The sequence below is a fragment of the Amedibacillus sp. YH-ame6 genome, assembly GCF_053848845.1.
This window is the reverse complement of record NZ_JBSPEZ010000003.1, coordinates 1-14147: the sequence shown is the minus strand read 5'-3', so window position 1 is coordinate 14147 and position 14147 is coordinate 1. Positions and strand designations below refer to the sequence as shown.

The following is a 14147-nucleotide window of genomic DNA, read 5'->3' as shown; positions in this document are numbered from 1 at the left end:
TTATGAATTAGTATAATGAAAGAAATGGAGGATGTGCCATGCAATATTATCTCATACGATTAAGCGTACATGTGATTTGTTTTATGTTAAGCTTTTGGGCACTTAGTAGTGTTCGTTTTGATAAGTTCTGTGATGTTAAAAAACCTGGTAAAGTACAAATGTTGTTGCTGTTGTTATCACTTGGACTAGGATATGTATGTGCTCAGTTCTTGTTGTCTATTACGTATTACATGTAAGGATGGTATAAAATGATACAAAAATTTCGCTCTTTTTTAAGAAAACGTGGAATTAAATCGAGAATGTTTTTTGCGTTCATTGTACTACCATTAGGATTGATGGTCCTAATGTTTTTGTTGTACTATTTTACAAGTCTTGAGATTATCCTTTCAAAAAACAAAGAGAATTCGCAAGTAACGGTTACATTGACGGAAGAGAATATTCGATTGAATACGAAGAGAATGGAAGAGCAAGTAGAAAATATAAGTAAGTCTCAATTTCTTTTGAATATTTTAAATAATCCAGATGCTAGCAAAACAGAATTTGAATCTTTTATGAAACAAAATTTAAGCGTAGAAGGAAAAGGGCGATTTCAGATTTTCGATGATAAAGGAGTACTAGTATATCATAAAGAGAATGAAACGCCATATAAGTTGGAATTATTAAAGGATGATATAAAAAATCAAAGTAGCGCATGGGGATACGATGAATATAGTGAGAAGATTCTTCTTGGTTCTGGTATTTATCAAAACCATACTTTGGTAGGATATTTCGTTTGTGAAGTCAACCAGGCATCTTTAAGCCCTACTTTTTCTCAAATGGATAATGCGTATAATACGTTGATTGTATTAGATAAAAATGATTCATATTTGTTTGGGAGTTCTATATATGAAACTATCGCAATAGATACGAAGAAAGATAAAATCACATTAAATGGTAAAGAATTTTTTGTAGAGGCAAAGGTCATTGAGGGGATGGATTGGAAAGTTGTTCATCTTGTATCATCGGATTACTTATTGGAAGAATTTCATAACTTTCGAAATATGATATTTATTTATGGAATTATTTTAGTAATCATATTAGAAATGATTGCGGCTGTAGTGTATCGAAGTATTTATGATCCACTTGACAATATTTTAAAAGTGATGCGTTCTACCGATGAGGGAAATATAATTGGACAAGATCGAGTGATTGATGATGGTAAGGATGAAATTCATGAAGTTGCGACGAACTTTAATGAATTGTTAGATCGTATTGATGAGTTGGTAAATACGATTGAAACAGAACAGGAACAAAAACGAGAAACACAGTTTCAATTATTACAAGCTCAAATCAATCCACACTTTTTATTCAATACATTAAATACTTTGCATTTCCTTGCGATTATGAACGATGATAAGCCTGTAAGCGAAGGGATTAGTGCGCTTGCGAAATTATTGCGTAATACCATTGTGGATAGTCATGATGTGGTAACCGTAAAAGAAGAACTTGAAAATCTAAAGAATTACATCATTATCCAAAAATTGCGTTTTGGAGATTTGTTTGAAACAGTGTATAATGTGGATAAGGATGTCATGGATTGTAAAATTCTAAAATTCCTTTTACAGCCAATTGTAGAGAATAGTATTTTACATGCATTTGAAGAAGATAAAGAACATCAAATTTTAACGATTCGTGTTCAGAAAGAAGGCATGTATTTGAAAATTGAAATTGGAGATAATGGAAAAGGGTTTAAGAAGATTGAAAAAGAGACAACCAATAAAAACTTAAGTGGCATTGGGATTGAAAATATACAAGGACGTATTCAATTGATGTATGGTGCACAATACTCTATGAATATTAGAAGTGTTGTCCATCAAGGAACCATTGTGACATTATTACTACCTTATGTTAAGGGGGATCAACATGTATAAAGTATTGATTGTAGATGATGAAAGACTGATACGTATTACCTTAAAAAATATGATGGACTGGCAAGCATTTGATTGTGAGGTTATCGCAACTGCGAAAGATGGAGAAGAGGCATTGAAATTATTCGATGTTTACCAACCTGAAATCGTAATCACCGATTTGAAAATGCCTGGCATGGATGGTATTGAACTTATTAGTAAAATAAAAGAAAAGAATAAAAATACCCAGATTATTGCGTTGAGTAATTATTCAGATTTTGAATATGTAAGAGACGCTATGAAGGCTGGAGCTTTTGACTATCTACTAAAGGTGACATTAGAAAAGACAGAATTAGAAGCAATCATTTCCCAAGTAAAAGAGAGCTGTGTCATCACATCCGCTAATCGTGATGAAGAAAGTGAAAAAGCAATCAAAGCATTACAACAGTGCTTGGTCTTAACGAAGAATGAACATGTACTAAATGAAGAAGAATATGAAAAAGCACTATCTTTATCCTATTATAAAAATTACGAACAACATTACCAGATTGCATATTTTAGAATTGATAACATTAACCATTTATATAACGATAAAATCAAAGATCACGTACTCTTAAAGAATAATATACGAGATTTAATTAGGGAATCTATACCAGTCCCTATTGAACACACGGTTTTATTTATTAGTAATCACTCTGGATTGATATTGTTCAATACAGCAGAGAAGCTAAGGGTGTTGAATATTTGTACTAGTATTATGCGTAATATCAATCAATATCTAGATATGCACTTATCAATTACCTTATCGGATCTATTACATTCTTTTGGGGAGTTCTATGATTCCTATCGTTCTTTATTAAGTGCACATGAGCGTCGTTTTTATGAGGGAGATGGATCGTTGATTCAAATGGAAGAAGAACAGCCTTTCCAAGAACTTAACATCAACGATATACAATATCATCTAGATATATTAGAAGCCATGAACATTAAAGATTTCGATAAATTAAGTGCGTTACAAGAAGAAGCACTTGCCTATATGCGTGAACATATGATCGAACCGCATAGGGTTTTAGAATACTTTATCTTTATTTTGAATAATATCGAAGGTAATGAAATTTCAAAAGGAAAAAAGCACGCGATTCAATTTGATAAACTCGCAACTTCCATACGGTTATGTGAAACCATTGATAAATTGGATGAGGTACTAGAAGAATCTTTCCAAGAGGTAGAAACTTGGATTAAGGATAGTAGTGCCAATAAATATCGTCAAGAAATACTTGATATCATCGATTATATTGAACAAAATCTAGACAAACGTCTTACCTTAAAGATGATTGCGGATGCTTTTGAAATGAGCGAGAGTTCTTTGAGTAGAACCTTTAAGAATGAAACAGGAAAGAATTTGAACTATTATATCAATGAAATGAAGATGAAAAAAGCAATGGATATTTTAACCAATGAACCTGGTATGATTAAGGATGTGGCCGCATCTGTTGGAATGGATGACCAACTTTACTTCAACAAAGTGTTTAAAAAGTTTTATCAAGTATCTCCTAGTGAAATACGAAAAAAGAGAAAGAGCGATCAGGATGAATAAGGCGTATCACGTCTTCATACAATGGGGTATGAGGGCGTGATTTCTTTGAAATTGTTGATGAAGTTGGTTGGCGTTATATTGGTTGTATTATTGGCGTTTATGCTTTGGGTACATAATGATTCTGAACACTTTATAGAGTGGAAGAATTTTTTTAGCACGAATAAAGAAGATACTTCGGGTATTGTGTCTGTTACGAGACAAGATGGAACAATTGTGAAACTACCGTTGGAAACTTATTTAGAAGGTGTTATTGGTTCGGAAATGCCAGCCTCTTATAATGTAGAGGCATTAAAGGCACAGTGCATTGCTGCACGAACTTTTGTTATGCAAAGGGGTATGCAGGTAGATGACACTACAAGAACACAGGTATATCACGATGAAGCACAACAACGTCAAATATGGGGAGATAGTTATTCCATGTATCATGAAAAAATTCAGAAGGCACTTGAGGATACAAAAGGGAAAGTTTTAACGTATGATGGAAAACTTATATCCGCGGTATTCTTTAGTAGTTCTTGTGGGAAGACGGCAAATTCAGAAGAATACTGGAATAGTGAAACACCTTATTTACGCAGTGTAGATAGTTCGTGGGATAAAGGTATGCCAGGGTATGAAAAAACAGTGAGTTTTACTGTGGATGAGTTTCGTAGTTTGTTAGGGTTTCAAAAGGCAGTGAGTGAGATAAGTGAACCTGAGTATTACAGTAGTGGGTATGTAAAATCCATTACAATTGATCGCATTACATTTACTGGACGTGAGGTTCGTGAGAAGTTGAATTTACGTTCTTCTAGTTTTTCCATAAAGAAACAAGATACTTCTTATGTGATTACAACGAAGGGATATGGACATGGCTTGGGGATGTCGCAAGAAGGTGCACAAGCAATGGCGGAACAAGGAAAGAGCTATGAAGAAATACTGACGCATTACTATTCTGGTGTAAAGATTGAGAAAAAGGATGTATAAAGCAAAAAAGCAAGGGCATAATCATCATTAGAGGTGATGAAATGTATAGCTATACAAAACCAAAAAAGGTTTTCAAGCGTAGACTCATGGTATCGTTGGCTTGTTTATTAGCAGTGAGTGTTTCTTATTTATCGTATGAGTATTATCAACAGACTCGTTCAAAGGATACTGCGGTCTTTAAGGAACAAGATGTACCCGTGCTTTCCTTGCCAGATACGGCGCAACAAAAGGCAATCAAACCTTTTACAGTAGAAGCACAAACAGCACTTGAATATTTCGATGGATCAGAATCTAAAGTGGAAACGATGACAAAATTTGAAGGCGTATATCGAGGAAATCAAGGAATTGATTACACCTTTCAAGATCAAGCATTCGATGTTGTGGCATGTCTTGATGGGACGGTAAGTGAAGTGAAGGAAGATGCAGTCTTTGGCAAAAGTGTGACGATTGTCAATCAGGACCTTTCCATAACGTATCAAAGTCTTAGTGACATTGCAGTGAAGAATGGAGATCGTGTTCACCAATCGGATGTAATCGCAAAAGCAGGAAAAAATATCTACAATAAGGACCTTGGAAACCATCTACATATCGTCGTTGAGAAAAACGGAAAAATTATGGATCCTAAGTTGATGTATGATAAGAGTCCAAACGAGCTAAAATAGTGCCTATTGGTACTATTTTATTGTTTTTTTACAATATGTTTTCGCTTACAAATTTGTAAAACTTACGTTACCGTAAGAAACCCATATTTACACTTTTACAATTAAAAAATTGTGTTATAATGGTAATGCTTGAAGAATGGAGGAATTTGAAATGTTTTCAAAAGAAGTTGGAATAGATTTAGGAACCGCCAACCTGTTAATGTACGTTAAAGGCGAAGGTATTGTTATCGACGAACCTAGTGTCGTGTCCATAGATGCAGAAACAAAAAAATGTCTTGCTGCTGGTCAGGACGCCAAAGATATGTTAGGAAGAACTCCAGGAAGGGTGCTTGCCATCCGTCCATTGAAAGATGGTGTTATTGCAGATTTCGAAGTTACAGAAATCATGTTAAACTTCTTCTTCAAAAAATTGGCAATCAAAGGGATGTTCAAACGTCCTACAATCTTAATTTGTTGCCCAAGTAATATTACAAGTGTAGAAAGAAATGCCATCCGTGATGCTGCATATCGCGCTGGGGCTAAAAAAGTATATATCGAGGAAGAACCAAAAGTTGCGGCTGTAGGTGCTGGTCTTGATATTGGAAAACCTAGTGGATGTATGGTATTAGATATAGGGGGAGGAACTACAGATGTAGCGGTTATCTCTCTTGGTGAAATTGTATCAAGTACATCATTAAAAGTTGCGGGAGATACATTCGATCGTGACATCATCAAATTTGTTAAAGAAGATAAAAAACTGTTGATCGGTGATCGTACAGCAGAAGATATTAAAAAACAAATCGGTACTGCTTGGAAAGGCAGTGAAACAGATACAATGGAAGTTAGTGGACGTGACTTAGTGAGTGGACTTCCTACTACCATTACCTTGAATTCTTCAGAAATTCAAGCGAGTATGGCAGAGAGTCTTCAGGATGTTGTTCGTGCATGTAAAACTGTATTGGAACAAACTCCACCAGAACTTGCTAGTGATATTGTCACAAGAGGTATTGTATTAACTGGTGGTGGTGCTCTCCTTAAGGGTATTGATGACTTATTACGTCATGAATTACATATCCCAGTCTATGTGGCAGAGAATGCTCTTCGTTGCGTAGCAGAAGGAACAGGAATTCTATTAGAGAATTTACATTTAGTACAATAAGAATTTATTAAATAAGCGGGGTGATCTCCTTGGAATGGCTAACTTATATCATAGTTCCTTTGGCTCTTTCAGCGGTGATTACACCGCTTTTAAAACGTATGGCGGTATCCATGGAACTATATGCAAAAAAGAATGATCGTACCATACATAGTGGCAATATCGCTCGTATCGGAGGAGTTGCTATTTATGTAGCTTTTATAGTGTGTATGGCAATGTTTATGAAGACCGATGCGACTATCAATGGAATTTTGGTTGGTGGCTCTATTATGTTTATTGGTGGTTTGATTGATGATATGGTAGAACTAAAGCCGTATTATAAATTAGGCTTTCAAATAATAGCCGCAATCGTTTTGATTTGGGTTGGAGGTGTCGCACTCGATGTGATTCGACTTCCCTTTGGAATTACCATTGATATACCCATCATTTCTATCCTAGTAACACTCGTCTGGATCATTGGGATTACCAATGCGGTGAACTTAATCGATGGATTGGATGGGCTTGCGGGAGGAACATCTGCGATTATCTTAATAGTAATTGCTTGTATCTCGGTATTAGAAGGTAGATTAGACCTTCAAACTATGAGCTTGCTATTGGCTGGGTCAATTTTTGGATTTCTGTTCTTCAATACGTATCCAGCAAGTATCTTTATGGGAGATTGTGGATCCTTGTTTCTAGGATTTATTGTATCCGCAATATCACTATTAGGATTCAAAAGTTCTTCTATTATGACATTGGCACTCCCGATTCTATTATTGGCAGTACCTATCATCGACACCCTAGGCGCAATCATTCGTAGAAAACTAAATGGACACAAGTTCTCAGATGCAGATAAAATGCATTTACACCATTTGTTGATGGATCGCTTTGGACATCGAAATTCCGTTATTCTATTATATATTGTAAATGCCATGTTTGGATTTACAGCGTATGCCTATATGATCAATAAGATGACAGGGTTTGTAGCCTTGTTTGTTATAGCGTTGATTATGGAGTTATTTATAGAGTTCTCTGGAATGATATCCAAACAATATCATCCGATTCTATCCTTTGCGAATGGAATCTATAAGAAATTAAAGAAATTATATCGAAAATCCTCTGGAAACAAAGGGAAAATAAAATAATACATGAGATATCTGATACGCATTTCAGATATTTTTTTTTGTTTCAATAAGGAGAAAAGTATCTTATTTGTTGATAATTGATGAAAAAGTATAATCTTTGTTGATTTTTTAGGAATTTGTAAAATTTTAGCGTATGTATATAAGTGAGAGGTGGTAAAATTGGAAATTAAAAAATTATATGAAATTGTGGAACAAGAAGAGAAAGAAGGAAGGATGGGTGATAAGACATATTGGAGTGATTTATGGAAGGATTACATAGAAGAGAAAAGTGGAGATTATATGATGTTGGATGTAAAAGAGGCGATGTCTCGTTTTGTATCCGAACAGAATTTGCGCTTAAGAAGAAATGTGAACAATTGTGGAGAACTGGGTGTAGATATACGTGTTGGAGATATTTGTTATATCGATTATGGAGAGGCATATATCAATGAAATTGGATATCAACATTTTGGTATCATTCTATCCATCTTCCATAACAAAGCGTTTGTAGTGCCAATGAGTGGGAATAGAGGAGCTTTTCAACAAGCCTATGGAAAAGATAACCCAGAAGGAAAACGTCACCTAATGAGACTTGGAAAGATGGAAGGGATGAATAAAGAATCCGTATTGTTTATCAATGATGCGAAATTTATTAATACCGCACGTATCATTGATGTGAAAGCACATCTTGATCGAAGGAGTCCTTTATTTCATGATATTAAAGAGAGAGTTAAGATGTGTCTAGATTAAAAGACAAAAACAGACATATTTCATGAGAGACCTCTTCTATAATACTTTAGAAAGAGGTGGTCATGATTGGAAAAAGCAATCCATAGAAAGGTAAAGGGAAGATTTGCGCTACGGACATCAGATGTATATTGTGCAGGACTTGCGATACTGGTGGGAAGTATCTCTTCCCCATTAGCATATGCGTTAGCATTGCTCTTTATTACCTATACCTATGTAAGATCCTCAAGAGAAGTGGGGATATCAATTTTTTTTGTAGTCGTAAGTGCACTCGTGCGAGGAGTGTTACCAGCATATTTATATGCTTTGGGGTTTGCAGTATATTTTGTCATTATTCATGTGTTAAAACTTCGCAATAAGAATTTATATCAATGGCTACCCTATGTCGCATGTATCATAACGTTGGCATATAGTTTTCAAAGTTATCAGTTTACTGTGAAAACAATTGTTATGCCATTGATGAGTTTTGTTGTAATGCAACAAATGTTTCAAGATTGTAGATGGGTAAAAAAGGAATTCATGTTATCCAAAGAAATCATTGCGGTGCTTATATTTGCTCTTGCATTATCTATGGGGGTATTATTTCCGGCTTATGAAGAAGTATTATATTTGGTTGCGTTGTTAAATATCTGCTTTATCAGTGATACGATGACGTCCATTGCATTAATGCTTGTAAGTTTTTATTTGTTGCCAATTCAAAATGAAAAGATTCTATTATTAGCGGCAGCTCTTGCGATTTTTAAACAGCAAAGAAAGAATGCAATGTGTATTATTATAGGAGCGTTGTTTTTATTGCCGAAGGGTTTTGAAGATTATTTATACATAGCGATTGCGGCCATTGGTTTGTTTATGTATCCACAAAAACAACAAGATCAAAGATTGATAGAACACTCACCAATTTCCAATCATAATGTAGTCAAGCGTCAGATGAATAATTATGCAGGAATCTTCCAATTGTTATCGGAATACTATGCACAGATGAACGATGTACAATCAGAACTACTGTTAAATATGGCAAATGCACTACAATACAATGCGGATATCATACGAAAAGTAGAAGGCAATGAGAAAGATAGTGCCTATATAACGAAGGCTTTGGAGGGCTATCAATACGAAGTAAAAGAACTTTTCATAGAAGAACCTAAAGAGGGATGTCTACAAATCAATTTAGAACTATCGAATATCAATCGTGGAGAAATACGTACAACCTTATTACCTTTATTAGAAGTGTTGTTACATAGAAAATTAGAAATTGAAGAAGTACATAGCCATAGATTTCAAAGTGGTGCACATCGTATCTTAATAGGAGATAAAATACCGTTTGTTATTGATGCTTACGCAGACAGTATTAAGAATGCTTATACCTCCAATGGAGATACATTCTCCATCTTTCGTTTTCGACAAAGTGTTATTTGTATGATTTCAGATGGTATGGGAAATGGTGAACGAGCAATGAAGAGTTCTCGTTTGATTACAAGTATCTTTCAACGTATGATGATCAGTGGAATATCGCAAGATCAGGCAATTCGTTGTATCAACAAACTCGTACAAAGTGATACCTTCGCAACCCTTGATGTCTTATGCTTTAACAAAGCGCAAGGAGTCGTTTATATCTCAAAATCAGCAGCTTGTCCTACCTTTTTATTACGAAAGTCTCAAGTATATGAAATCAATGGGAATGCACTTCCTGTTGGCATCATTTCCCAGATGCAACCTGACTGTTTCCAAATCACATGTGAAATAGAAGATGAATATCTCATGGTATCGGATGGTGTTACAATCGAGGAAATACAGGAATGGATGAAGAAGCGAAAAAGGGGAACTGTAAAAGAAGATATCGAGATCTTTTCGGAAGTCTTAAGAAGAACACAAAGGAAGGATGACTCTACCGTTATCTTGGCAAGAGTGGACGAAATGTAAAAGACAGGTTGAAATAGCCTGTCTTGTTTTGTATAATACGCATATGGATAAATTAAAGCTAGATCATAAGAAAACATATGTGATAGGTGTCAGTGGAGGGCCGGATTCCATGGCACTTTTTGATATGTGTGTAAAAGAAGGTATTCATGTGATAGCGGCACATATGAATTATCAAAAAAGAGATAGTGCCACAAGAGATATGGAAATCGTAGAGGACTATTGTAAACAACATCGTATAATCTTTGAGAAACGTATGCAAAATAAAGAGTGTGAAGGTAATTTTCAAGCCTTTGCTAGAGATATGCGTTATCAGTTCTATAAAGAAGTATTGGATAAATATCAAGGAGATGCTGTTTTGTTGGCGCATCAATTGGATGATCATTTGGAAACGTATATTATGCAAAAACAAAGCCTTCGCTTGGGTGTATATTATGGCATTCAAGGGGTATGTGAAGTTATGGGATGTAAGGTTATACGTCCGCTGTTAGCACAAACAAAAGCACAACTAGAAGCATATTGTGAAGAGAACGGAGTTGCTTATGGAATTGATGAAAGCAATCTTAGTAATCACTATACACGCAATAAGATCCGGCATGAAATGATTGAGCATATGAGTATAGATGAAAAAATAGCATTAGCCAAACAAATCGATAAAGAAAATGAAGCGTGGACACAATTATGTACACGTGCAAAAGATTTTTCAAAGGGATGGGATAAAGGAATTGCGTCCTATATTGCTTTAGAAGAAGAGCATGCTCTTTTAGTTTTAACGTTCTATATATTCGATGAGTGTCATATTCATGAAACGTTGGTCGAAGTTAAACAGATTCATAATCTAATTCATACCAAGGCAAACCAGTGGACAAGGGATATTGCGAAAGAGTATCGTATATACAGTGAATACGAGAAACTATGCATCGATAAAAAGGCACATACTCCGTATTGTTTTAAGTATGCTGAGCTTACACTTGTAAAAACTCCATATTTTGAAGTATCCAATAGTGGAAGTAGTGTGGAGGCAGTTACACTTTATAAAGAAGATTTTCCAATTACTATTCGTAGTTATATAGAAGGCGATGAAATACGCATGCGTTTTGGTGTTAAAAAGCTTAATCGATGGTTTATAGACCGTAAAATACCTAAAAAAGAACGTAAGAATTGGCCAGTTGTGGTCAATGCGTCAGGAAATGTAATCCTAGTGCCTAAATTAGGCTGTGATATTGAACATTTTTCTAACAATCCTACTTGTTTTGTGTTAAAATAGTCTATATCTGTATTTAGGAGGTAGCACCATGCATGACGCAATACAAAAAGTATTAGTAACACACGAAGAAATTGAAATAAAATGTAAAGAATTAGGTAAGAAAATCACAGAAGATTATCGCGCAAGTGGTAAGGCTCCTCTTCTGGTAGCTTTGTTAAAAGGGAGTGTTCCTTTTTTAGCAGAATTAGTGAAACATATTGAACTTGATATTCAATTTGATTTCATGGATGTATCAAGCTATGAAGGTACACAATCCGTTGGAGATGTTAAAATCCTAAAAGATTTAGACTGTTCCATAAAAGATCGTTCTATCTTGTTGGTGGAAGATATCGTAGACACTGGTAGAACCTTAAAGGTAGTTACACAAATGTTGAAAAATAAAGGTGCAAGTGATGTTAAGGTTGTTTCCTTATTGGATAAACCAGAACGAAGAGTTGTGGAAATCAATGCGGATTATGTTGGTTTCGAGATCCCAAATGAATTTGTTGTAGGATTTGGGTTAGACTATAATGAACTATACCGTAATTTATCTTACATTGGAGTGTTAAAACCTGACGTTTATAAATAGGTTTCATAAAGGAGGGTAAATCTTATGAATAATAAAAAAATGATAAGTTTTCTACCTTATATTGCAGTAATTGGTATTTTGCTGTTATTGATATTTTCAAACTATTCAAGCAATGCGAAAAGTTTTACGTATAACGAATTTTTGGCAAGTGCTGAAAAATTAGAATTCAAAAAAGCAGAGATGGCAATGGGTACGACTGTTATTGATGTAACAGGTACATATATGGCAGATAAGAAAGAAACCGCATTTACAGTACGTGTTCCAAACACAGAAGCAAATGTGAAAGAATTAACGGAAATCTTTAAAAAGAATAAGAAGATGCAGTTAGTAGTAAGCGATCCTAATAAAGAAAGCTTATTGATGCGTTTCTTAATGAATGTATTTCCATTCCTGTTGATTGCAGGTGTGGCATTCTTTATGTTCTCAAGAATGAATTCAGGTGGAAGCAATAAAGCCTTTGAATTTAGTAAGTCCAAAGCAAAAATCGAAGGAAATGTAAAAGTACGTTTCAAAGATGTTGCAGGATGTGATGAGGAAAAAGAAGAAGTAAAAGAAATTATTGATTATTTGAAGGATCCTAAACGATTCACAGATATGGGTGCTCGTATACCTAAGGGTATGTTGATGGTAGGTCCTCCAGGTACTGGTAAGACATTGTTAGCGAAAGCTGTTGCTGGTGAGGCGGATGTTCCATTCTTCTCTATTAGTGGTTCAGACTTCGTAGAAATGTTTGTTGGTACTGGTGCTAGCCGTGTGCGTGATATGTTTAAAAAAGCACAACAAGCAGCTCCTTGTATTGTATTTATCGATGAAATCGATGCCGTTGGTAGACAACGTGGTGCTGGTATGGGTGGCGGAAACGATGAACGTGAACAAACCTTAAACCAGTTACTTGTTGAAATGGATGGTATGGGTGAAAATAAAGGTATCGTTATTATTGCGGCAACAAACCGTCCAGATGTATTGGACCCTGCGTTGTTACGTAGTGGACGATTTGATCGTCAGATTACCGTAAGCTTACCTGATAAACGTGGACGTTTTGAAATCTTAAAAGTACATGCAAGAAATAAGAAGTTAGAAAAAGGTGTTAACCTAGAAGGCTTAGCAAAACGTACGCCTGGTTTCTCTGGGGCGGATCTTGAAAACGTATTGAATGAAGGAGCGATCCTTGCAGTACGTGATAAACGTAAATCCGTTACTATGGAAGATTTAGATGAAGCGATTGACCGTGTAATGATGGGACCTGCTAAGAAATCTAAAAAGTATTCAGATGGTGAAAAACGTATGGTTGCCTTCCATGAGGCAGGACATGCGGTGATTGGATTAAAACTTAAAAACGCTGACAATGTGGAAAAGGTTACTATTATTCCACGTGGAAATGCTGGTGGTTATAACTTAATGACCCCTGCAGAAGAACGACTGATTCCTACAAGAGCGGATTTCCTTGGACAGATTACAGGTCTTATGGGAGGACGTGTTGCGGAAGAAGTTGTATTCAATGAAATTTCATCTGGAGCATCTAACGATATCCAACAAGCTACAAAAATTGCGAAAGCAATGGTTAGAAGCTTGGGTATGTCTAGTCTTGGACCTATTCAATATGACGATGGTTCAGGAAATGTCTTCTTAGGAAGAGATTATGGAAGTGGAAGTAACTATTCTGGTGAGATAGCTTATGAAATCGATAAAGAGATTCGTAAAATTATCAATGAATGTTATGATCATGCGAAAGAAATCATTACTGCTCATAAAGATTTGTTAACGTTAATTGCGGAAACTTTAATTGAAGAAGAAACAATTACAAGCGAACAAATTCTAAATTTAGTAAACTATGGTACTTTGAATTCTCCTGAACAAATCAAACATATGGAGGAAGCAAAGAAACTAGCTGAAGAAGCTGCGGCACGTGGTGAAACTATCCCTGAAGAAAAAGTAGAAGAAGCAGAAGTTGTTGAAGAACCTACTGGACCTTCTGAAATTGATGTAGAAGCTGCTTTAAAAGAACTCACAAAAGGTGACGACTACGACGAATCAAAAGAATAAAAATGAGGGAGATCGAAAGATCTCCTTTTTTTGATCTATTAGGAACTTGCATAATTTAAGTGGAAATGAGAGAAAACGAAAAAAGCATGACGAAAAGGCTCTAAGAAGAGCCAAAGAAGGACACGACAAGTTTTTAGAGCCTGTAAAAAATTTTGTGTAAACTATCCTCCAATGGTAGAATGAAGAAAACTACTAGAGGAGGATTTTTATATGAGTAAGAAAGATATTGTAAAATATATAATAGAAGAATATGGAGTAA

12 protein-coding genes are annotated in these 14147 nt (G+C 35.3%); all 12 read left to right on the top strand.

The window, feature by feature from the left end; genetic code table 11:
* Positions 1–38 precede the first annotated feature (38 nt).
* The 12 genes from ACWG0P_RS03455 (at position 39) to ftsH (ending at position 13888) form a co-directional block, all read left to right on the top strand.
* Positions 39–236, top strand: coding sequence for a DUF1146 family protein (locus ACWG0P_RS03455; protein ID WP_455790003.1), 198 nt, complete (start codon positions 39–41; stop codon positions 234–236).
* Positions 237–248: 12 nt separating this feature from the next.
* Positions 249–1910 (top strand): sensor histidine kinase, encoded by a 1662-nt coding sequence (locus ACWG0P_RS03450; protein ID WP_455800497.1) that lies wholly within the window; start codon positions 249–251, stop codon positions 1908–1910.
* Positions 1903–3483: a response regulator transcription factor gene (locus tag ACWG0P_RS03445; protein ID WP_455800496.1), complete on the top strand. Its 1581-nt coding sequence runs from the start codon at positions 1903–1905 to the stop codon at positions 3481–3483. Before ACWG0P_RS03450 ends, ACWG0P_RS03445 begins: the two co-directional genes overlap by 8 nt.
* Positions 3484–3540: 57 nt before the next feature.
* A complete protein-coding gene (spoIID, locus tag ACWG0P_RS03440) occupies positions 3541–4446 on the top strand; it encodes a stage II sporulation protein D (protein ID WP_455800495.1) in 906 nt (301 codons plus the stop codon).
* Positions 4447–4487: 41 nt separating this feature from the next.
* The gene (locus ACWG0P_RS03435; RefSeq protein ID WP_455789999.1) at positions 4488–5108 is read left to right on the top strand and encodes a peptidoglycan DD-metalloendopeptidase family protein; all 621 of its coding nucleotides are present in this window, start codon (positions 4488–4490) and stop codon (positions 5106–5108) included.
* A gap of 151 nt (positions 5109–5259) precedes the next feature.
* Positions 5260–6246 carry a rod shape-determining protein MreB gene (gene mreB / locus ACWG0P_RS03430; protein WP_455789998.1) on the top strand — a complete coding sequence of 329 codons (987 nt, stop codon included), beginning with the start codon at positions 5260–5262 and terminating at the stop codon, positions 6244–6246.
* A 29-nt stretch (positions 6247–6275) separates the two neighbouring features.
* On the top strand, positions 6276–7367 hold the full coding sequence (locus tag ACWG0P_RS03425; RefSeq protein WP_455800494.1) for an MraY family glycosyltransferase: 1092 nt from the start codon (positions 6276–6278) through the stop codon (positions 7365–7367).
* Positions 7368–7517: 150 nt separating this feature from the next.
* Positions 7518–8096, top strand: coding sequence for a hypothetical protein (locus tag ACWG0P_RS03420; RefSeq protein ID WP_455800493.1), 579 nt, complete (start codon positions 7518–7520; stop codon positions 8094–8096).
* Between the two features lie 66 nt (positions 8097–8162).
* Complete coding sequence (locus ACWG0P_RS03415) at positions 8163–10013, top strand: SpoIIE family protein phosphatase (RefSeq protein ID WP_455800492.1); 1851 nt, start codon at positions 8163–8165, stop codon at positions 10011–10013.
* Between the two features lie 43 nt (positions 10014–10056).
* A complete protein-coding gene (tilS, locus tag ACWG0P_RS03410) occupies positions 10057–11277 on the top strand; it encodes a tRNA lysidine(34) synthetase TilS (protein ID WP_455800491.1) in 1221 nt (406 codons plus the stop codon).
* 28 nt (positions 11278–11305) lie between these two features.
* Positions 11306–11845 (top strand): hypoxanthine phosphoribosyltransferase, encoded by a 540-nt coding sequence (gene hpt, locus ACWG0P_RS03405; protein WP_455789993.1) that lies wholly within the window; start codon positions 11306–11308, stop codon positions 11843–11845.
* Positions 11846–11869: 24 nt separating this feature from the next.
* Positions 11870–13888, top strand: a complete 2019-nt coding sequence (ftsH, locus tag ACWG0P_RS03400) for an ATP-dependent zinc metalloprotease FtsH (RefSeq protein WP_455789992.1) — start codon at positions 11870–11872, stop codon at positions 13886–13888.
* Positions 13889–14147 lie beyond the last annotated feature (259 nt).

What these genes read in the sequence shown, in the direction of transcription:
- ftsH (WP_455789992.1), top strand. Translation starts at nt 11,870, where the DNA reads ATGAATAATAAAAAAATGATAAGTTTTCTACCTTATATTGCAGTAATT.
- spoIID (WP_455800495.1), top strand. Translation starts at nt 3,541, where the DNA reads ATGAAGTTGGTTGGCGTTATATTGGTTGTATTATTGGCGTTTATGCTT.
- ACWG0P_RS03450 (WP_455800497.1), top strand. Translation starts at nt 249, where the DNA reads ATGATACAAAAATTTCGCTCTTTTTTAAGAAAACGTGGAATTAAATCG.
- mreB (WP_455789998.1), top strand. Translation starts at nt 5,260, where the DNA reads ATGTTTTCAAAAGAAGTTGGAATAGATTTAGGAACCGCCAACCTGTTA.
- hpt (WP_455789993.1), top strand. Translation starts at nt 11,306, where the DNA reads ATGCATGACGCAATACAAAAAGTATTAGTAACACACGAAGAAATTGAA.
- tilS (WP_455800491.1), top strand. Translation starts at nt 10,057, where the DNA reads ATGGATAAATTAAAGCTAGATCATAAGAAAACATATGTGATAGGTGTC.
- ACWG0P_RS03445 (WP_455800496.1), top strand. Translation starts at nt 1,903, where the DNA reads ATGTATAAAGTATTGATTGTAGATGATGAAAGACTGATACGTATTACC.
- ACWG0P_RS03455 (WP_455790003.1), top strand. Translation starts at nt 39, where the DNA reads ATGCAATATTATCTCATACGATTAAGCGTACATGTGATTTGTTTTATG.
- ACWG0P_RS03435 (WP_455789999.1), top strand. Translation starts at nt 4,488, where the DNA reads ATGTATAGCTATACAAAACCAAAAAAGGTTTTCAAGCGTAGACTCATG.